19 protein-coding genes are annotated in these 18900 nt (G+C 65.9%); 6 read left to right on the top strand and 13 right to left on the bottom strand.

All coding sequences use genetic code 11. The annotated features are described in order from the left end of the window. Positions 1-25: 25 nt before the first annotated feature. The 9 genes from JNB50_RS03570 to JNB50_RS03530 form a co-directional block, all read right to left on the bottom strand. Positions 26-1036 carry an ImmA/IrrE family metallo-endopeptidase gene (locus JNB50_RS03570; RefSeq protein WP_208038722.1) on the bottom strand — a complete coding sequence of 337 codons (1011 nt, stop codon included), beginning with the start codon at positions 1034-1036 and terminating at the stop codon, positions 26-28. Next, positions 1033-1602 (bottom strand): helix-turn-helix transcriptional regulator, encoded by a 570-nt coding sequence (locus JNB50_RS03565; RefSeq protein ID WP_208038721.1) that lies wholly within the window; start codon positions 1600-1602, stop codon positions 1033-1035. The genes JNB50_RS03570 and JNB50_RS03565 overlap by 4 nt, the downstream gene beginning before the upstream one ends. Next, on the bottom strand, positions 1599-2129 hold the full coding sequence (locus tag JNB50_RS03560; protein WP_208038720.1) for an RNA polymerase sigma factor: 531 nt from the start codon (positions 2127-2129) through the stop codon (positions 1599-1601). The genes JNB50_RS03565 and JNB50_RS03560 overlap by 4 nt, the downstream gene beginning before the upstream one ends. A 345-nt stretch (positions 2130-2474) precedes the next feature. After that, on the bottom strand, positions 2475-3848 hold the full coding sequence (gene dnaB, locus JNB50_RS03555; RefSeq protein ID WP_208038719.1) for a replicative DNA helicase: 1374 nt from the start codon (positions 3846-3848) through the stop codon (positions 2475-2477). Between the two features lie 543 nt (positions 3849-4391). After that, entirely contained in the window at positions 4392-4844 is a 453-nt protein-coding gene (gene rplI / locus JNB50_RS03550; RefSeq protein WP_208038718.1) for a 50S ribosomal protein L9, read from the bottom strand. Between the two features lie 11 nt (positions 4845-4855). Then, a complete protein-coding gene (rpsR, locus tag JNB50_RS03545; protein ID WP_018189012.1) occupies positions 4856-5119 on the bottom strand; it encodes a 30S ribosomal protein S18 in 264 nt (87 codons plus the stop codon). A gap of 65 nt (positions 5120-5184) precedes the next feature. Next, a complete protein-coding gene (locus JNB50_RS03540; protein ID WP_179604164.1) occupies positions 5185-5688 on the bottom strand; it encodes a single-stranded DNA-binding protein in 504 nt (167 codons plus the stop codon). A gap of 4 nt (positions 5689-5692) precedes the next feature. Beyond that, positions 5693-6067: a 30S ribosomal protein S6 gene (rpsF, locus tag JNB50_RS03535; RefSeq protein WP_055922121.1), complete on the bottom strand. Its 375-nt coding sequence runs from the start codon at positions 6065-6067 to the stop codon at positions 5693-5695. Between the two features lie 239 nt (positions 6068-6306). Further along, positions 6307-7746, bottom strand: coding sequence for a CCA tRNA nucleotidyltransferase (locus tag JNB50_RS03530; RefSeq protein ID WP_208038717.1), 1440 nt, complete (start codon positions 7744-7746; stop codon positions 6307-6309). Positions 7747-7874: 128 nt separating this feature from the next. On the opposite strand from JNB50_RS03530, the gene JNB50_RS03525 reads away from it, so the two are divergent. From JNB50_RS03525 to JNB50_RS03500, 6 genes are all read left to right on the top strand, one after another. Further along, complete coding sequence (locus JNB50_RS03525; RefSeq protein ID WP_208038716.1) at positions 7875-10160, top strand: DUF6049 family protein; 2286 nt, start codon at positions 7875-7877, stop codon at positions 10158-10160. Further along, complete coding sequence (murJ, locus tag JNB50_RS03520) at positions 10153-11760, top strand: murein biosynthesis integral membrane protein MurJ (protein WP_208038715.1); 1608 nt, start codon at positions 10153-10155, stop codon at positions 11758-11760. Before JNB50_RS03525 ends, murJ begins: the two co-directional genes overlap by 8 nt. A gap of 83 nt (positions 11761-11843) precedes the next feature. Continuing rightward, positions 11844-12827 (top strand): thioredoxin-disulfide reductase, encoded by a 984-nt coding sequence (trxB, locus tag JNB50_RS03515; RefSeq protein ID WP_208038714.1) that lies wholly within the window; start codon positions 11844-11846, stop codon positions 12825-12827. A 13-nt stretch (positions 12828-12840) separates the two neighbouring features. Continuing rightward, on the top strand, positions 12841-13167 hold the full coding sequence (gene trxA / locus JNB50_RS03510; RefSeq protein ID WP_055922107.1) for a thioredoxin: 327 nt from the start codon (positions 12841-12843) through the stop codon (positions 13165-13167). Between the two features lie 148 nt (positions 13168-13315). Further along, positions 13316-14638: a PLP-dependent aminotransferase family protein gene (locus JNB50_RS03505; protein ID WP_208038713.1), complete on the top strand. Its 1323-nt coding sequence runs from the start codon at positions 13316-13318 to the stop codon at positions 14636-14638. 61 nt (positions 14639-14699) lie between these two features. Beyond that, on the top strand, positions 14700-15656 hold the full coding sequence (locus tag JNB50_RS03500) for a D-alanine--D-alanine ligase (RefSeq protein WP_208038712.1): 957 nt from the start codon (positions 14700-14702) through the stop codon (positions 15654-15656). A gap of 24 nt (positions 15657-15680) precedes the next feature. On the opposite strand, the gene JNB50_RS03495 is transcribed toward JNB50_RS03500, so the two are convergent. The 4 genes from JNB50_RS03495 to rsmG form a co-directional block, all read right to left on the bottom strand. Next, entirely contained in the window at positions 15681-16004 is a 324-nt protein-coding gene (locus JNB50_RS03495) for a hypothetical protein (protein ID WP_208038711.1), read from the bottom strand. A gap of 248 nt (positions 16005-16252) precedes the next feature. Further along, complete coding sequence (locus tag JNB50_RS03490) at positions 16253-17206, bottom strand: ParB/RepB/Spo0J family partition protein (protein WP_208038710.1); 954 nt, start codon at positions 17204-17206, stop codon at positions 16253-16255. Next, a complete protein-coding gene (locus tag JNB50_RS03485; protein ID WP_307794585.1) occupies positions 17206-18123 on the bottom strand; it encodes an AAA family ATPase in 918 nt (305 codons plus the stop codon). Before JNB50_RS03485 ends, JNB50_RS03490 begins: the two co-directional genes overlap by 1 nt. A gap of 142 nt (positions 18124-18265) precedes the next feature. Next, positions 18266-18892: a 16S rRNA (guanine(527)-N(7))-methyltransferase RsmG gene (rsmG, locus tag JNB50_RS03480; RefSeq protein WP_208038709.1), complete on the bottom strand. Its 627-nt coding sequence runs from the start codon at positions 18890-18892 to the stop codon at positions 18266-18268. Between the last annotated feature and the right edge of the window lie 8 nt (positions 18893-18900).

The raw sequence follows: 18900 nt of genomic DNA, 5'->3' as shown, positions 1-18900 counted from the left end.
AAGCGGGCGAAGGAAGTATTAGCTCTCATGCGCAGATTTCACACAGTCCATCGGCCAGAAGGTGGACCGGAGTGATGGTGTTGCAGTTACGGCACTGCCCTTCGCTCCTGGACACGGTGGTGCAACGGCAGTTCCCGCAAACGGGGCAATAACCGCGGCCGCACTTAGGACAGGGAAAACCGCGGACCGTGCGCCACTCGCCACAACATTGAAAGGCGTTCTCGGGCCGTTGAACGTAATCGTGATCCATGAGTACCGGCATGGTGTCCACGCCCCACAGATCCGTGTCAGAAATTACCGCACAAATAGCTCGGTCGGACGCGATTGCGTCGACGTAGTAATCCGCTCGCTTGCCCCAGCGGTTTCGCCAGAACGAACGGCGCGTGATCGTCTCGCCGGAGCCGATGGTCCGGAGGCTGTGGCCTTCCGGCAGTTCCTCTCCCGGCCAAGGATAGATCGACGGCCAACCGCGCTCTGGGTGCGGGTGAACGCTCGAAGAGGTCACCTTCATGGTGCGGCGGTCGATGATGATTACCGCACCCAGCTGGGGGAGGCGAGCGGCAGCGGCAATAGCGCACACAGGCAGGCTCGCGGCCGATTGCTCGAAGAGGGCTACCACGTCCTGGGCGCGAATCGGTCGGCCGACGACGTAGTCGATTAGGTCCTCCGGAAGGAGGAGTCGTTGCGCGATCGCATCGCAAAGCGACTCGATCGCAGCCTGCGGCTCGTCCTGGTCGGCCAGCCAGTCGAGCGTGGCAGAATCTTGCTCCACCAGCCAATGGCCTAGCTCGTGAGCGAGGGTAAAGTTCTGCCGTTTGCTGTTGGGTGACGGCGCATAAAGAATGACGTTGTCTTCGAGAAACGAGGTTCCGTCGCAACCTCCGCCGTGATCTCGCCGGCTAGCCAGGTGCTCGACAGCTCGGACGGTGAACCGGTGGTCATCGCCAAGTGAGCGAAGTGGGTCCAGGGCAAAATGTTCACGCTGGGCAGCAGTGAGCTTCCTAAGTGCCCTCTGAACCCAGCGCTCAAGCATCATCGGTCTCGCTGCTCCAATGCGTTCACGAGTTGCTCCAATGACTGCAATGTCTGATCGAGATCGGGGGCGTTGCCCCGGTATACCGCAGCGCCTAACCGTGACTCCAGCATGGCAGCTGCCGCGGACATTGACACATCGCGGAGTGCTGCAAGCCGCTGCACCAGCTCGCCAAATTTCGCCGACGATCTCAATTCGGCGAGTTGGTTATCGTCGCCATGCGTGAGCAGGCGCTCCTTGTCGACATCCAACACAGAGGCAATAGCCTCAACTAGGGCCGGGACCGCGTCGGATGATCCTTTCATTTCCCAGCGCAGGATTTGCCCCGATGAGACGTCCCACCCTTGTCTCTGCAGCCGTGTCGCCAGTTGGCTCACCGTCAGATTCGAGTTCTTTCGTAGCCGCGATAGCTCCGCGGTGTTGAGCCGCCGTGCTGGATCTCTCACCAATCCGAGAAGGTGAGCGCCCGGGTCTGCCTCCAGCGCGGGCGGTTGGTACAACGCTGCGGCGATGAGGGCGTCCAGCGGCAGCTTTCCCAGGGAGAATGCGTCGTCCTCTTTGTCGGTCATCGGTTCACCTCCTCCTTCATTCGCTGCTGAATAATGCGCCTAACCTCTTGAATGATCTGGCTGACGCGGCCCTGCGTCAGGTTCAGATCGTTCGCGATATCGGCCTGTTTTCGATTGAGCCAGAAATACTCGTGGGCCACACGCCGCTGTACTTCATCAAGATTTTTGAGAATCGCTTCCACCGACTCCAGCGCAGACAGCGTGTCCAATCCCTCTTCAAGTTCGATGAAGCCATCGCGCTCGTCCCGTACCTCCTGCAACTCCAATTCCGCGTCGGAACGATGCTTGGAATTCGCGCGGATCCGATCGATCGCCCGCCGAGTCACGAGTGTAATGAGGTAGGCCTCCCAATTACGGATCTCCTCTTTGGGCGGCCTTTCAAGCAGTTCGACGATGACCGTTGAGATTACGTCCTCAACCTCGTCTTCTAGGCCAGCACCTCTGAGCCGCGCGAATGCTACGCGGTACAAGACCTCGCGGTGCTGGCTGTACGCGGCCGCCAACTCCGACTTGTATCCGATCACCATTCACAGCCCTGCATCGGCTTCACCCGCGCTCCTCAGCGTTCCTAACCGGTAGTCGAAGACGAAGTCTTCGCTATTAGCGACCGCGCCACGGTCTCTGATGTCTCGAGGGGCTGAAAGCCTCGACGTGTGAGGTTACATTTATCCGCCTGCGGGCGCTGCCGCGATCGCGGACAGAGCATGACGATTCATGCCGGACAGGTCGCCAAGCGGCTCGGCCTGGAGACTGGGCAAGCAGTAACCGGTCACGGCCCGCGGCCGCAGCATCCTCGTCGATCAACTCGCTCCGATCACGCGACGACACTTTGCTCGGTCAAACGACACGTTGCGTGGCAAGTTCACACCCGATCAGATCGGCGCCATATCCGTGAAGCGCGAGTACATGCCCTGGAAGGCGACGGTCACGGTGCGCGTGGGGCCGTTGCGGTGCTTGGCGACGATCAGGTCGGCCTCGCCTGCTCGCGGGTTGTCCTTCTCGTAGGCCGACTCGCGGTGCAGCAGGATGACCATGTCGGCGTCCTGCTCGATCGAGCCGGACTCGCGCAGGTCGCTCAGTGCCGGAAGCTTGTCGGCGCGCTGCTCCGGTCCACGGTTCAGCTGGGACAGGGCGATGACGGGCACCTGGAGCTCCTTGGCGAGCAGCTTGAGTGCACGCGAGAACTCGCTGACCTCCTGCTGACGGCTTTCGACGCGCTTACCGCTGGTCATCAGCTGGAGGTAGTCGATGACGACCATCTTGAGGCCGACGCGCTGCTTGAGGCGTCGGCACTTGGCTCGGATCTCCACGAGCGTCATGTTGGGGCTGTCGTCGATGTACAGCGGAGCGTCGTTGATGCGTCCGCGGGTGGACGCGATGGTCGTCCAGTCGCGGTTGTCCACGGTTCCCTTGCGCATGTGCTGCAGGGGGACTGTCGCCTCAGCGGAGAGCAGGCGCATCGCGATCTCGCTGCGCCCCATCTCGAGCGAGAAGAAGATGGTCGGCATGTCGTGCTTGATGGCGGCCGCGCGAGCGAAATCGAGCGCGAGCGTGGACTTTCCCAGCGCCGGGCGCGCGGCCACGATGATCATCTGACCCGGGTGGAGTCCATTGGTCAGCTCGTCGAGCTCCGCGAACCCGGTGGGGACGCCGGTCATCGAACCGTCTTTGTGCTTGGCCGCCTCGATCTCGTCGATGGCGACGGTCACCGCCTCGGTCAGCGGGACGTAGTCTTCGACCTCTTGGTGGCCCGTGACGGAGTAGATCTCGGCCTGCGCGTTGTTGACGAGGTCGAGGACCTCTCCTTCGGCCTTGTAGCCCATCTGCGTGATCCGCGTCCCGGCCTCGACCAGGCGGCGCAGCAGAGCCTTCTCGGTGACGATGTTGGCGTAGTACCCGGCGTTGGCGGCCGTGGGCACGAGGCTGGTGAGCGTGTGCAGGTACTCGGCGCCACCCGCCCGCGAGAGCTCGCCGAGCTTGGTGAGCTCGTCGGTGACGGTGATGACGTCGGTCGGCTCGCCGTGCGAATACAGCGAGAGGATCGCGTCGTAGATGATCTCGTGCTTGGGGATGTAGAAGTCGGTTCCGCGAACGACTTCGACGACGTCTGCGACGGCGTCCTTGCTCAGCAGCATGCCGCCGAGGGCGCTCTGCTCCGCCAGGAGGTCGTGCGGAGGGGTGCGCTCGGGGGAGCGGGCCTCGCCCGGTTCGCGACTGTCGGCGAGACCGATATGGGCGATCGACACGTTCTCTCCTCACTGCTGCTGCTCAGTGCACCGTCTGGTGCCGCCGTCTCCAGCCTGCGCCGCCACGGGCTCGGCGGTGTGTGGGCGCGCCGACGACGGCCACTCCGGGAGGCCGGAGAGACCGCACACAAGGGCGTCCGATCGCAGACTACGGACGGCCACCGACAACGTCCCGCACCACAGCTGAAGGTGGTTCGGGCCGATCCTCGGCGGTCTTCCGTCGACGTCGCTCCACCCTATGAACCGGCCGCCTCCCACCACAACTCGCCCTGTGGATAACTATGGGGAAAATCTGCGAGAAACGCCGTCGGCGCTGTGCAGAAGATGTGGGAATCGGTGTGGAGAACTTAGGAATTCTTTTCGATAAATACGCTCTGATCGGGTTATTTCTTTTCCCCAGCCTGTGTGTAAAAATCTCCTCTCGACCTGTGGTCGAACCTCCGCGACAGCCCATGACGACTGTGGATGGAGCCGGGGAAAACTCCTTAACGAGGTGTAGCGGCGGGCCGAAGCCCGCCGCTACACTGCGCTGTTCCGCGACCGCTACTTGGCGGCGACCACCTGCAGCGAGATGACGGCCGAGAGGTCGTCGTGCAGGCGCACGGTGGCCTCGTGGTCACCGGTCACCTTGATGGGGTTGGGAAGCTCGATCTTGCGCTTGTCGAGCTCGCCGATGCCGGCGGCCTTGACCGCGTCGGCGACGTCGCCCGTCTTGACCGAACCGAACAGACGACCCTCGCGGCCAGCCTTGACGACCAGCTTGACGCGGGTGGCCTCGAGCTTCGCCTTGAGGTCCTGAGCGGCCTCGATGGTGTGCAGCTCGCGAGCGGCGCGAGCCGCCTTGATCTGCTCGACCTGCTTCTCGCCGCCACGGCTCCACGCGATGGCGAAGCCCTGCGGGACGAGGTAGTTGCGCGCGTAGCCGTTCTTGACGTCGACGACGTCACCGGCCGAACCGAGGCCGGTGACCTCGTGCGTGAGAATAACCTTCGACATTCTGTCTCTCCTTAACGGCCAGAGCCGGCGTAGGGGAGGAGTGCCATCTCGCGCGCGTTCTTGACGGCGCGGGCGATCAGGCGCTGCTCCTGGACGGAGACACCGGTGATACGGCGGGCGCGGATCTTTCCACGCTCCGAGATGAACTTCCGCAGGGTCGCGACGTCCTTGTAGTCAATGACGCCGACGCGGACGGACTTCGCCGGTGCGGCGTTCTTCCCGTCCTTGCCCTTGCGGATCGGCTTGCGGCGGTCGCCGCTCGACTTTCCAGCCATGATTTCCTTTGCTTTCCGCCTGACGTGGCCGCGGCCTGTCAGGCAAACTCAGTTGTGGGGACCCGTTAGAACGGGGTCTCGTCGTTGTAGGAGCCCGGAGTGTTCCAGACGTCGGCACCCGCGGACGGGTCGGCCGGCGCCGAAGCGGCCCACGGCTCCTCGACGGCGGGAGCACCGCCGCCGAAGCCACCAGGGCCACGGGACGACTGCGTGCGCGTCACCTGGGCGGTGGCGTAACGCAGCGACGGACCGATCTCATCGATCTCGAGCTCGATCGAGGTGCGCTTCTCGCCCTCTTTCGTCTCGTAGGAGCGCTGCTTGAGGCGACCCTGAGCGATGACACGGGACCCCTTGGTCAGCGAGCCTGCGACGTGCTCGGCGAATTCACGCCAGACGCTCGCGCGCAGGAACAGTGCCTCACCGTCCTTCCACTCGTTCGCCTGACGGTCGAACGTGCGGGGCGTGGATGCGATGGTGAAGTTGGCGACGGCCAGCCCGTTCTGCGTGTAGCGCAGCTCGGGATCGGCCGTGAGGTTGCCCACCACGGTGATGACGGTCTCGCCGGCCATCGGACTAGGCGCCTGCCTTCTCGGAGGAGGACGCGGCCTTGCGGGCGGCCTTCTCGTCGGCACGCTGCTGAGCGGCAGCGACCTGGGCGATGGCCTCCTCGGCACGGAGCACCTTGGTGCGCATGACGGCCTCGCTGAGCTTCAGCTGGCGGTCGAGCTCCTTCGTGGTGTCACCGGTCGCGGTGAGCTGCACGACGGCGTAGATGCCCTCGGACTTCTTGTTGATCTCGTACGCCAGGCGGCGACGGCCCCAGATGTCGACATTGTCGATCGTTCCACCGTCGTTGCGAACGACGTTGAGGAACTTGTCAAGGCTGGGAGCTACGGTGCGCTCATCGATCTCGGGATCGAGGATGACCATCAACTCGTACTGATGCATGACTAACCCACCTCCTCTGGTCTCAGCGGCTGCAGACGTTCTGCAGCAGGAGGGTTTGACATCGGTTGCGTGGGCAGAACTCCGCCCGGGCAACTTATCAAGGGTAACGGATGCCGGTGTTCCGCGCCAGCCGGGGCGCTGCGTGAGGGTGTCTGTCATGCTCATGCATCCAGCATCGCGGTGCGCTCACCGCGAGAATCGGTCCGCTCACGAACTCGTGGACAACTCCAGAAGCTGCCTCATTGTTGAGGAGTTTGGCGCGCAGCCCACCACTCCACAAGGCGGCGCGTGGCCTCCTCCTCGCCGAGCGGCCCCTCGTCGAGGCGCAGTTCGAGGAGGAACCGGAGCGCTTGGCCGACCTCCCTCCCCGGGCGGAGGTCGAGAAGCCGCATGACCTGCTCGCCGTCCAGGTCCGGCCGCACCGCGTCGAGCTCCTCTTGCGCCTGCAGTTCGGCGATCCGTCGTTCCAGATCGTCGTAGGCGAAGCCGAGTCGATCGGCCTTCCGCCGGTTGCGCGTCGTCACGTCGGCTCGGGTGAGCATGTGCAGCCGCTCCAGCTCCGGTCCCGCATCGCGCACGTAACGGCGGACGGCGGAGTCGGTCCAGTGCGCGTCCGAGTAGCCGAAGAAGCGGAGGTGCAGCTCGATCAGCCGCGCGACCGCGTCAACCGTCGACTTGTCGAACCGCAGCGCGGTCAGGCGCTTCTTCGCCAGCTTCGCGCCGACCAGGTCATGGTGGTAGAAGCTGACCGCTCCTCCCGGCTCGAAGCGCCGCGTCGCCGGCTTGCCGATGTCGTGCAGGAGGGCCGCCAAGCGCAGCACGAGGTCGGGCTCTGCTCCCGGGTGGCGCTCCTTCTCATAGCCGATCGCCTGGTCGAGCACGGTGAGGCTGTGCTGATAGACGTCCTTGTGGTGGTGGTGCTCGTCGACCTCCAGCCGCAGCGCGGGCACCTCGGGGAGCACATGGTCGGCCAGGCCGCTCTCGACGAGCAGTTCGATGCCCGGCCTCGGTTCGTCGGCCTGCAGCAGCTTGCTGAGCTCATCGCGCACGCGCTCCGCGCTCACGATGCCGATGCGCTCCGCCATTCCCGCCATCGCCTCGCGCGTCTCATCGTCCACCGCGAAGCCGAGCTGCGCGGCGAAGCGGGCGGCGCGCATCATCCGCAGCGGGTCGTCGCCGAAGGAGATCTGCGGCGTCGATGGAGTGGTGATGCGTCGGGCGATCAGATCTTCGACCCCGCCCGAGGGATCCACCAGCCGGACCTCCGGCACGCGGAGCGCGAGCGCATTGACGGTGAAATCGCGGCGCAGGAGGTCGCCGTCGAGAGTCTCGCCGAACTGCACCTCGGGCTTGCGGGTCACGCCGTCGTAGCTGTCGCTGCGGTAGGTCGTGATCTCGACGGTGTCGTCCCCGAAGCGCGCGCCGATGGTGCCGAAAGCGCGGCCGATGTCCCAGATCGCGTCGGCGAGCGGAGCGACCACCGCGACGATGGCATCGGGGCGGGCGTCGGTGGTGAAGTCGAGATCGTGCACCTCCCTGCCGAGGAGGGCGTCGCGCACCGGGCCGCCGACGAGGGAGAGTTCGTGGCCGGCCGCCGCGAACGCCTGCGCGAGGCGCTCGACGGTCGGTGTCGTCGCCAGGGCTCCGAGACGTTCGAGGGATTCGGCGACGGACTGCATAGTGCCTCATTTTAAGGGGACGCTGGTTTGCTCGCCCGCTCGGTCGGCCCGCGGTCCTCGCCGGGCTCACAGGGGTCGGCCCCTAGAATCGTCGACATGGAGGCGGAACCGGGATCGTGCGCGGGCGCATGAGAGTACCCGGCCTCTCCCTTCGGGGCACGCGAATCCGCGCTGCGCTGGTCGGCGCCGCGGTGACGGCGGCGACTCTTCTCTCGGCCGCGGGCGCCGCGGGAGCCCCGGCTGCCGCACCCGCCGCCACCCCGGCAGCGGCCGGGTCCGTGACGAGCGTCCAGACGGCGACGAATCCGTCGATCACCGCCTCGATCTCGGCCTCTAACGCGGGGATCCTGTCTCCGGGGCAAGATCTGGTGGTCTCCGTGACGGTGAGCAATCCCACGGCGAAGGCCTATGCCTCCGGCTCGGTGACGCTCTGGTACGACACCGAGCCCCGCTCGTCCCGCAACGACCTGTCCTCGTGGCTGACCTCCACCACAGCGGAAACCGACCGGGTGGATTTCGGACAGGCCGCCGTCCCCACGCTCGAGCCGGGCTCGAGCGTGGTCGTCCCGGTGACGGTTCCCGCGGCGGCCGTGCCATTCGGGTCGCGTCCGACGCCGGCCGTCTTCGGGATCGGTGCCACCGTCGCCGTGAGCGACCACGCTGCCGAGGCGCGCGGTTCCGTGGCCTGGTACCCCGGGGGCGAGACGACCCGCTCGGATATCGCCGTCGTCATGCCCATCGTCAGCCCGTCCACGGGCGCCGGCCTGATCTCCGCGCAGGACCTCGCCACGTACACCGGCGCGACCGGAGTCCTCACGCGCGACCTCGACGGCCTGCAGAACCACAGCACGGTGGCCGTCGGTATCGACCCGATGATCATCGCCTCGATCCGGGCGCTCGGAAACGCCGCGCCGGCCAGCGCGACGGCCTGGCTCGATCGTCTGAGCGCCCTCCCCAACGACACCTTCTCACTCGGTTACGGTGACGCCGATGTCACCGGACAGATCCAGGCCGGCCTGCCCGCGCCCCTGCAGCCGACCGCGCTCGGTTACGCGCTCGACCCGAAGAACTTCACCCCGACGCCCACCGCCATCGGCGAGCCGCAGACACCGACTTCGACCCCCGCGGCGACACCCAGTCCCTCGCCGACCTCCGGCACAGGCCCGACCCTGCCGTCGCTCGACCGCCTGCTGGCGTGGGACTACAGTCTCGCCGGCATCGCGTGGCCCGGCGACGGGACTGTCCGCGCCGCCGATCTGCCGCCCCTGACGGCCGCCGGCCTCAGCACGGTCATCGTCTCCGGCAGCAACACGAACGCCGCCAAGCTCGACGCGACGCCGAACGCCCCGACACGATCGGGATCCTCCACCCTCGCGGTCTCGGACCAACGCCTGTCCGACGCGCTGCGTCAGGCGGTGTCCGCGCCCAGCGACCTCGCGTGGAACGCCGCGATGTCCAAGCTGAACGCCCAGCTGCAGCTGATCGGAGCCGAGAGCTCCACACCGCTTCATCTCCTCATCGCGCTCGATCGGTCATGGCCGTCGAGTGGCACCCAGCTTCAGCGCACGCTCGACTCGCTGTTCTCGAACCCGTGGTCGACGCCCGCGACGTTCTCCGCCGTCGTCGCATCCACACAGTCGGCGGAGGTAGCTCTCACGGATTCTCCCGAGTCGCAGGCGCGCATCGGCGCGATCCACGCCCTCCTGCAGGATGAGAAGGCCCTCGACGAGTTCGCGACCATCCTCGCCGACCCCACGACCCTCGCGGGACGCACTCGCGCTCAGCTCCTCACGCTGCTCGCGGTCTCGTGGCAGAACCCGCGATCCGACTGGACGGCCGCGGTCGCACAGAGCAGGGGAGCGACGGTGAAGACCCTGCACGCCGTCCACATCCTGCCCACCGAGAACGTCAACCTCGTGAGTGCGCAGGGATCCATCCCGTTCACGGTGAGCAACGAGCTGCCGGACGAGGCGGTCACCGTCGTGCTCAGCGCCTCGCCGTCCAACAGCCGTCTCGAGATCGACCAGCCGACGACGAAGACCATCCCGCAGGACTCGCGGGCGACGATGCTCGTCCCGGTGAAGGCCAAGGTCGGGAACGGCCAGGTCGTCCTCTCCCTGCAGCTGTACAGCCCCACGGGCGTCCCCATCGGCGACCCCAGCTCGGTGACGGTGGAGGTCCACGCGGACTGGGAGGGCATCGGAGCGCTGATCTTCGGAATCCTCGTCGTGCTGCTCTTCGGCTTCGGGATCGTGCGCAACATCCTCCGTCGACGCGCTCACCGACGGAAAGGTGACGACGAGAACGACGCGGACGACGAGTCGACCGACGGCGACGCCTCCGTCGACGCGGACGGCCGCGAACCCGACGACGAACCACGTTCGCCGTCCGGCCCGGGAGGAGCACATGGCTAGCGTCGGCCGCGCCAGCGCCATGCTCGCCTCCGGCACGCTCGTGTCGAGGCTCCTCGGGTTCGCCAAGGCCTGGCTGCTCGTCCAGGCGATCGGCGCCTTGTCGTTCGCCGCCAATGCGTACGGTACAGCCACCGCCATCCCGAACAGCCTGTACGCGATCATCGCCCAAGGCATCCTGAACGCCGTGCTGGTGCCGCAGATCGTCCGTGCTTCCGTCAACCCGGACGGCGGGCGTGCCTACATCAACAAGCTCGTCACGCTCGGCATGGTCGTGTTCGCGGCGATCGCGGTGGTGGCGACGGTGCTCGCTCCCGCCCTCGTCGTCCTGTTCGGTGTACCTCCGGAGCAGCGCGCTCTCGCCACGGCGTTCGCATACTGGTCGCTGCCGCAGATCTTCTTCCTGGGGCTGTACACCCTCCTCGGCGAGGTGCTGAACGCGCGCAAGTCGTTCGGTCCGTTCACGTGGGCACCCGTCGTCAACAACATCGTCGCGATCGTCCTCCTTGTCGCGTTCATCGTCGCCTTCGGCACGTCGTCGCGCGCGGGTCACGGCAGCGACTGGTCGTTCTGGATGATCGCACTGCTGGCGGGAGGAGCGACCCTCGGAATCGCCGTCCAGGCGCTCATCCTGTTCGTTTTCTGGCGTCGCGTCGGGCTGCGTTTCCGCTTCGACTTCGGCTGGCGCGGTGTCAACCTGGGGACTGCGGGCCGGGCCGCAGGATGGACGTTCGCGATGCTGATCGCGACGCAGATCGCCGGAGTGATCGAGCTCAACGTCTCGAACTCCGGCGGCCCCGCCTATGCCGGATCGTTCGTCATGCAGAACGCGTGGCTCATCTTCATGCTCCCCCACGGGATCATCGCGGTCTCGATCGTGACGGCGTTCTACACGCGGATGGCCGAGCACGCGCACAGCGGCGCGGTGGACTCGTTCCGCCAGGACTTCTCCTCGGCCGCGCGCTCCATCATGCTCTTCATCGTGTTGGCGTCCGCCGTACTCATCGTGGCGGCGTTTCCGATCGCCCGTGTGTTCACGTCCGACTACCAGGCGATGGGCCTGGTCCTCATCGCCTACCTGATCGGACTGGTCCCGTTCTCGCTGGTGTTCATGGCCCAGCGGGCGTTCTACTCCCTCGGCGACACCCGCACTCCCTTCTTCTTCACCCTCGCCCAGGTGGTCGTGATCATTGCGGGAGTGCTCACGTGCTTCGCCGTCCCTCCGTCGGTGCGAGCAGCGTCCGTCGCGCTCGTCGTCTCGCTGGCGAGCCTCCTGCAAGCCGTCCTCGCGTTCTGGCTGCTGCGCCGACGCACCGGGGGAGTGGACGGCACCCGGATCTTCGGTTCGCTCTGGCGCTTCCTCCTCGCCGGTGTGGCCGCGATGATCGCCGGCTCCGGGTTCCTCGTCATCCTCGGCGGCGTCTCGGCCGGCGCCTTCCCCGTCCGGAACCCGATCACGGCGATCGTCTCCTCCGCGGTCATCGGCGTCGTCATGCTGATCGTGTACGTCGGAGCCCTCGGAATCCTGCGTTCGCGCGATCTGGATGCCGGTCTGGCACCGGTTCTGGACCGCGCCGCCTCCCGTTCCTCCACTCGCAGGTGACACGGAATAGCATCCGCCTAGGATGTGTTCTACAGGTCGGTGCCTCCGGTCGGGAGCACCGCAGACCATCAAGGAGTTCCGCCGTGCGGCAGATCATCATCATCGGTTCCGGCCCTGCCGGTTACACCGCGGCCGTGTATGCGGCTCGCGCCAACCTCAAGCCGCTGCTGATCGCCTCCTCCGTCGAGGCCGGCGGTGAACTGATGAACACCACGGAGGTCGAGAACTTCCCCGGCTTTCCCGACGGCATCATGGGTCCCGACCTCATGTTCAAGATGCAGGCTCAGGCCGAGAAGTTCGGCACCGAGGTGGTCCTGGACGACGTCGTGTCGGTCGACCTCTCCGGTGATGTCAAGACGGTGACGCTCGGTTCGGGCGCCGTGCACGAGGCGTTGGCTGTCATCTTCGCGACCGGTTCGGCGTACCGCAAGCTCGGCCTCGAGGACGAGGACCGGCTGTCCGGGCACGGGGTGTCCTGGTGCGCCACCTGCGATGGCTTCTTCTTCCGCGAGCGCACGATCGCCGTGGTCGGCGGCGGCGACTCGGCCATGGAGGAGGCGAACTTCCTCACCCGTTTCGCCGACAAGGTCTACGTCATCCACCGTCGCGACTCGCTGCGCGCGTCCAAGATCATGCAGGACCGCGCGTTCGCCAACGAGAAGATCGAGTTCATCTGGAACTCCGAGGTCGTCGGCATCAACGGCGACGAGCAGGTTCGGAGCGTCACCCTGCGCGACCTGCAGACGGGCGAGCAGAGCGAACTGGAGCTCCAGGGCCTCTTCATCGCGATCGGCAACGACCCGCGCGTGCACCTGGTGCACGGGCAGCTCGACCTGACTCCGGAGGGCACCATCGCGGTCGCCGGCCGGACCTCCAAGACGAAGGTCGCGGGTGTGTTCGCCGCCGGCGACGTGATCGACCCCAGCTACCGTCAGGCGGTCACCGCCGCGGCGTCGGGTACGGTCGCGGCGCTCGACGCGGAGCACTACCTGACGACTCTTCCCGCAGACCTGCTGGAGCGCGCCGAGGGCGCGTCCGGCGATCTCGAACTCACGACAACCGCATAAGGAGAATCAAGCAATGTCAGCAGCACGTTCCGTGACGGACGCCACTTTCGAGCAGGACGTCCTCAACAGCGGAAAGACCGTCCTCGTCGACTTCTGGGCGGAGTGGTGCGGTCCGTGTCGCGCCGTCGGCCCGATCCTCGACCAGATCGCCGCTGAGCACGCGGACAAGATCGAGATCGTCAAGCTCAACGTCGACGAGAACCCGCAGACCGCTGCGAAGTACCAGATCACCTCCATCCCGGCGATGAAGGTGTACCAGGGTGGCGAGGTCGTCAAGACCGTCATCGGCGCCAAGCCGAAGCCCGCCCTCGAGCAGGACCTGGCCGCCTACCTCGCGTAGCGCGAACGCCAGGCAGCTTCACTCACTGTCAGACCCGTCCGGCGCACACCGCGCCGGGCGGGTCTTCTGCGTTTCGCAGCCCCTCGATTTCCAGAGGGATGCATGGCGCCCCTAGCATGAATGAACGACACGAGAAACGGACCGATTCGTGACAGAACAGGGCAGCCCGCGTCAGCAGGGCAACAATCTGGACCCGTGGTATCACCACTACGCACAGCGCACGAGCGGCCTCGCCGCCAGTGAGGTCCGAGCCCTGTTCGCCGTCGCCAGCCGCCCCGAGGTGGTTTCGCTGGCCGGCGGCATGCCGTACGTTGCGGCACTTCCCGAAGATCTCGTCGTCGGGGCGATGGACCGGGTGATGCGCGAGCAGGGACCTGTCGCCCTGCAGTACGGATCGGGTCAGGGCGTTCCCGCGCTGCGTGAGCAGATCCTCGACGTCATGGCGCTCGAGGGAATCAGCGGCAGCGCGGACGACGTGATCGTGACGACCGGTTCGCAGCACGCACTCGAGCTCTTCAGCAAGCTCTTCATCGATCCGGGTGATGTCGTGCTCGCCGAGGGGCCGAGCTACGTGACGGCCATGGTGATCTTCCGCTCCTATCAGGCGGAGGTCGACCACATCCCGATGGACGAGCACGGGCTGATTCCCGAGGCGCTGCGCGAGCACATCGCCCGTCTCAAGGCTGCGGGGCGTCGGGTCAAGTTCCTTTACACCGTGCCCACGTTCCACAACCCGGCCGGCGTGACGCTGTCGTGGGAGCGCCGGCTGGAGGTCCTGGAGATCGCCCGGCAGAACGACATCCTGGTGCTCGAGGACAACCCGTACGGCCTCCTCTACTTCGGGGAGAAGCCGCCGGCTGCGATGCGGTCGGTCGAGCGCGACGGAGTCGTCTACCTCGGCACCTTCTCGAAGACCCTCGCGCCCGGATTCCGCGTCGGCTGGGCGCTCGCCCCGCATGCCATCCGAGAGAAGCTGATCCTCGCCAACGAGGCCGCGGTGTTGAGTCCCAGCTCGTTCAGTCAGCTCGTCATCTCGGAGTATCTCCGCGACGCCGACTGGCGCGGTCAGATCGACACGTTCCGCGGCGTGTACCGTGAGCGCAAGGAGGCCATGATCTCCGCGCTTCAGGAGCACCTGCCGGAGCTCTCGTGGACCAACCCGAACGGCGGGTTCTATGTCTGGCTGACGCTTCCGCCGCACCTGGATTCCAAGGCCATGCTTCCGCGCGCTGTCACCGAACTGGTCGCCTACACGCCTGGGACTGCCTTCTACGGCGACGGATCCGGGGCGCAGAACATCCGGCTGTCGTTCTGCTACCCGACACCGGAGAACATCAAGGTGGGCGTGCGTCGACTGGCCAATGTCATCAACGGCGAGCAAGACCTCCTCGACACCTTCGCGGGCACGGGACCGCTCAGCGCACCGCGCAGCAGCCGGACCAGCCCCAATCCGCCCACCGACCTCCGCTGACGCGCCGCAGCGCAGGAGCGCGCCGCTCACAATCGGATCCTCGCCAGAGAAAGAGCTGATCATGGCAGAAAACGAAGCACTCGACATCGTCGTCCTCGCTGGCGGGATCTCGCACGAGCGCGACGTCTCGCTCCGCACGGGACGCCGTGTCGCCGACGGATTGCAGTCTCTCGGTCACCGCGTGACGGTGCTCGAACCCGACGCCGCCCTTCTCGGCTACCTGCGCGAGAGTCGTCCCGACGTCGTCTGGCCGGCCCTGCACGGTTCAAGCGGAGAGGACGGGGCGCTCCGCGCACTGCTCGAGCTGGCCGGCGTCCCGTTCGTCGGGTCGACCACGGACGCAGCTCGCCTCGCCTGGTCGAAGCCCGCGGCGAAGACTGTCGTCGCTCGAGCAGGCGTGGCGACGCCGGAGTCGGTGACCTTGCCCAAGGAGACGTTCCGCGAGCTCGGCGCGAACAGCGTGCTCGAGACTGTGCTGTCCGCCTTCGAGGTGCCGTTGGTGGTCAAGCCGGCGCACGGCGGTTCTGCGCAGGGCGTCACGGTCGTGACGGTCGCGGGGGAGTTGCCGCGGGCAATGGTCGACGCCTACACGTACGCGGATGTCGCGTTGATCGAGCGCAAGATCGAGGGTGTGGAGGTCTCGGTCGCTGTTCTCGACACGGGAGACGGGCCGCTCGCGCTGCCCCCGGTCGAGATCGAGCCGCTCGAGGGCGCGTACACCTTCGACGCGCGCTACAACGCGGGAGAGACCCGCTTCTATGTGCCGGCCAGGCTTGAGCCGGATGTCCTCGATGCGGTGTGCGCGGCCGCGACGGCAGCCCACAGTGCGCTCGGCCTGCGGCACCTGTCGCGCGTCGATCTGATCGTCGACGCGGACGGTGTTCCGTGGTTCCTCGAGGCGAATGTCCTCCCGGGGCTGACGGAGACGTCGATCATGCCTCAAGCGATCGCCGCGTCCGGCCGTGACCTCGGCGATGTGTATGCGACGCTCGCGGCGGCGGCTATCGCCGACGCGTGAGTCGAGGGTTTCACGTGAAACGGGTTACTCTGACCAGCTGAGTGGTGCGATCGCCGCGATCGGCTCGTCGCAGTCGCCGGTGTCCGCGTCCGTGCGTTGCCGCAGCACCACTCCCGACGTGAAGCGCGGAACGGCTCCGCGGTCGTAGTCCGCTCGCGTCGCCACCTTGAAAGACGACGTCGGGCCCGCAGTCGTCCCGCCGACGCTTGCCGTCGCAGCCTCCCGAGGAACACACGACGCCAGCTCGAGCTGAGCATTATCGGTCAGGACGAACCGCAGCGCTTGCCCGCCGGAGTTGAACGACGAGAGTCGCACCACGATGTCCGGCCCTGCCGCTTCGACGAACACATCCCCGGAGATTCCGGTGGCGGGCGTGAACGTTCCGAAGGCGAGGGGCTGCGTTGCTGAGGTCGGGGTTGGGCTCGCTGACCGCGACACGGCAGCCTTCGGTGCGGGGGAGCCCTGAGCCGAACAACCGGCAACTCCGACACCAAGACTCACGACGCAGAGCCACACCAATACACGTCTCACAAGAATCCCCCTTGCAGCGCGCCCGCTGGGCCAGCGCGATCGCACCAGCCTAGCGGGTCAGGGTTTCACGTGAAACGGACGGGAGAACTATAGGTCGGCTGGCCGATCTCGTCCAGAATGCGATTCAGGTCCTGAATCGTCGCGAAGTCGACAACGATCTGTCCCTTTCGGGCTCCGAGAGTGATCTTCACCCGCGTGTTGAGTCGGTCACCCAGTCGCTCGGCCACCTCATCGAGGTGACCGCGATGCTTACCGGGGGAGGCCTTCGGACGTGTCGGTTTCGGCGTCTTGCTCGCCGCAGCTTCTGCCGCGCGCACCGACAGATCTTCATTCACGATCTTGTCGGCGAGGCGAAGCATCGACTCCTCGTCGTCACCGACCGAGAGAATTGCGCGGGCATGGCCCGCGCTGAGCACGCCAGCGGCGACCCGGGACTGTACCGGCGCTGGCAGCTTGAGCAAACGAATCGTGTTGGTGATCTGCGGGCGCGACCGGCCAATGCGAGTAGCCAGCTGCTCCTGCGTGATTCCGAAGTCGGCCAGCAGCTGCTGGTAGGCCGAGGCCTCTTCGAGGGGGTTCAGCTGAGAGCGGTGCAGGTTCTCGAGGAGCGCGTCGCGGAGCATGTCCTCGTCCGCTGTCTCCTTGATGACAGCCGGGATGCTGTCGAGGCCGAGCTCCTTCGTCGCCCGGAGCCGGCGCTCGCCCATGATCAACTCGTACTTGTCCGCCTGTCCACTGAGCGGGCGGACAACCACCGGCTGCAGCACACCGACCTCGCGAATGCTCGCAACGAGCTCATCGAGCGCCTCACGGTCGAACTCAACGCGCGGCTGCACGGCGTTCGGCACGATGTCTGCGGGGGAGAGGTTCGCCAGCCGAGCACCCGGCACCGCGACCAGCGTGTCGGTCACAGTGGCAGACGCCTCCGGAAAGAACACATCCACCGGGCGCGCCGACTGATCACTCGTCGGGATGAGCGCTCCGATTCCCCGTCCCAAACCCGTACGCTTCGCTGCCATTAGCGGGGTACTCCTCTTCGTGCGATTTCTGCGGCCGCTTCGAGGTATGAGAGCGACCCTGACGAGTTGGCGTCATAGCTGATGACGCTCTGACCGTAGCTCGGCGCTTCGGAGATCCGAACGGAGCGCGGAATGATGGTGTCCAGCACCTCATCCGGGAAGTGTGCCCGAACGTCCTCCGCCACCTGGTGGGCGAGATTCGTCCGCGAGTCGTACATGGTGAGCAGGATGGTCGACACCGTTAGCTTGGGATTGAGGTGGCGCTCAATGAGCTGGATGTTCTTGAGAAGCTGGCTCAGGCCCTCAAGTGCGTAGTACTCGCACTGGATCGGAATGAGGACCTCGGTTGCCGCGACAAAGGCGTTGATGGTGAGCAATCCGAGCGATGGCGGACAGTCGATGAGCACGTAGTCGATGTCGAACTCGTCCAGGAATCGTCCGAGCGCCCGAGAAAGCCGCTGCTCTCGTGCCACCATCGAGACCAGCTCGATTTCCGCGCCGGCAAGGTCGATGGTCGCGGGGATGACGAACAGCCCATCGAACTCGGGGCTCTTCTGGATGACCTCCTCGAGCTCCTTGTCGTTGACGATCACGTCATAGACGCTCGGAGTGCCCTCACGATGCTCGACACTCAACGCCGTCGACGCGTTCCCTTGCGGATCGAGGTCGATCGCGAGCACGCGTGCACCGGACTTCGCCAGGGCGGCGGCGAGGTTGACGACGGTCGTCGTCTTGCCGACCCCACCCTTCTGATTGGAGATAGTGAAGATCCGCGTTCTAGACGGGAGCGGAAGAGTGGTCGAAGCGATGGCTTGTCTCCTCCTTGCCAGATCCTGGATCTCCCGGGCCAGGGGAGTCGACCCATCGAAGGATGCTTCACCCACCTCGGAGGGAGCGTCCTGATCAGGTTGTTTCACGTGAAACCTCGTCGCTTGATTCGGTGCACGGCCTGGCCGCGGTACTAGAACAAGGGCGCTTCAAGCACCATTCATCAACTCTAGCTTGCATGTCTGACCGACCCGTCCAGCATCGCGGAGCTGTGGAAAACCCCTCGATTACTCAGCGGACCGTCGCACGAATCACTCGAGTGACGTCGTCCAACACTCCCTCGCCGAGCGTCAGGACCTCGACATCGTGCACGGAGAACTTGCGCAGCTCCTTCGTCGCTGCGTCGACCTCCGCCGCGGCGCCGGCACCCTTCATCAAAACCAGCTCGCCGCCGTCACGCAGCAGGGGAGCGGTTAAGGGAATCAGCTTCCGGAATGCGCTGACCGCTCGAGCGGTGACCTGATCCAGACGGTCGCTCAGACGCACGTCTTCCGCACGGTCACGCAGAACGGTGGTGTTCGAGAGTCCTAGCTCCGCGACCTGCTCGTTGAGCCACGCTACGCGTCGCTCCATCGGCTCGATCAGAACGAATTCAACGTCCGGGCGAGCGATCGCGAGGACCAGCCCAGGGAGTCCGGCGCCGCTGCCGACATCTCCGACGACTCCCGGCCGCAGCAGTGGAGCGACGATGGCGCACAGAATGTGTCGCGTCCAGATACGTGGAAGCTCGAGAGGGCCGATCAATCCACGCTCTTCGCCCTGGTCGACGAGATTTGCTGTGAACGCGCGGGCGACATCGAGTCGCTCGCCGAACAGAACGGATGCGACCGACGGCTCGGCCTCGACGGATTCAGTCACCGTTTCAC

The organism is Leifsonia sp. TF02-11, from assembly GCF_017565305.1.
Lineage (GTDB): Bacteria > Actinomycetota > Actinomycetes > Actinomycetales > Microbacteriaceae > Leifsonia.
The sequence above is the reverse complement of the archived record's forward strand: the minus strand, read 5'-3'. Positions and strand labels throughout refer to the sequence as shown.

Coding starts and splice junctions, on each gene's coding strand:
- JNB50_RS03525 (WP_208038716.1), top strand. CDS start 7,875: ATGAGAGTACCCGGCCTCTCCCTTCGGGGCACGCGAATCCGCGCTGCG.
- JNB50_RS03560 (WP_208038720.1), bottom strand. CDS start 2,129: ATGGTGATCGGATACAAGTCGGAGTTGGCGGCCGCGTACAGCCAGCAC.
- JNB50_RS03490 (WP_208038710.1), bottom strand. CDS start 17,206: ATGGCAGCGAAGCGTACGGGTTTGGGACGGGGAATCGGAGCGCTCATC.
- JNB50_RS03500 (WP_208038712.1), top strand. CDS start 14,700: ATGGCAGAAAACGAAGCACTCGACATCGTCGTCCTCGCTGGCGGGATC.
- trxA (WP_055922107.1), top strand. CDS start 12,841: ATGTCAGCAGCACGTTCCGTGACGGACGCCACTTTCGAGCAGGACGTC.
- JNB50_RS03540 (WP_179604164.1), bottom strand. CDS start 5,688: ATGGCCGGCGAGACCGTCATCACCGTGGTGGGCAACCTCACGGCCGAT.
- JNB50_RS03565 (WP_208038721.1), bottom strand. CDS start 1,602: ATGACCGACAAAGAGGACGACGCATTCTCCCTGGGAAAGCTGCCGCTG.
- JNB50_RS03570 (WP_208038722.1), bottom strand. CDS start 1,036: ATGATGCTTGAGCGCTGGGTTCAGAGGGCACTTAGGAAGCTCACTGCT.
- rplI (WP_208038718.1), bottom strand. CDS start 4,844: ATGTCGAAGGTTATTCTCACGCACGAGGTCACCGGCCTCGGTTCGGCC.
- rpsF (WP_055922121.1), bottom strand. CDS start 6,067: ATGCATCAGTACGAGTTGATGGTCATCCTCGATCCCGAGATCGATGAG.
- JNB50_RS03530 (WP_208038717.1), bottom strand. CDS start 7,746: ATGCAGTCCGTCGCCGAATCCCTCGAACGTCTCGGAGCCCTGGCGACG.
- murJ (WP_208038715.1), top strand. CDS start 10,153: ATGGCTAGCGTCGGCCGCGCCAGCGCCATGCTCGCCTCCGGCACGCTC.
- rpsR (WP_018189012.1), bottom strand. CDS start 5,119: ATGGCTGGAAAGTCGAGCGGCGACCGCCGCAAGCCGATCCGCAAGGGC.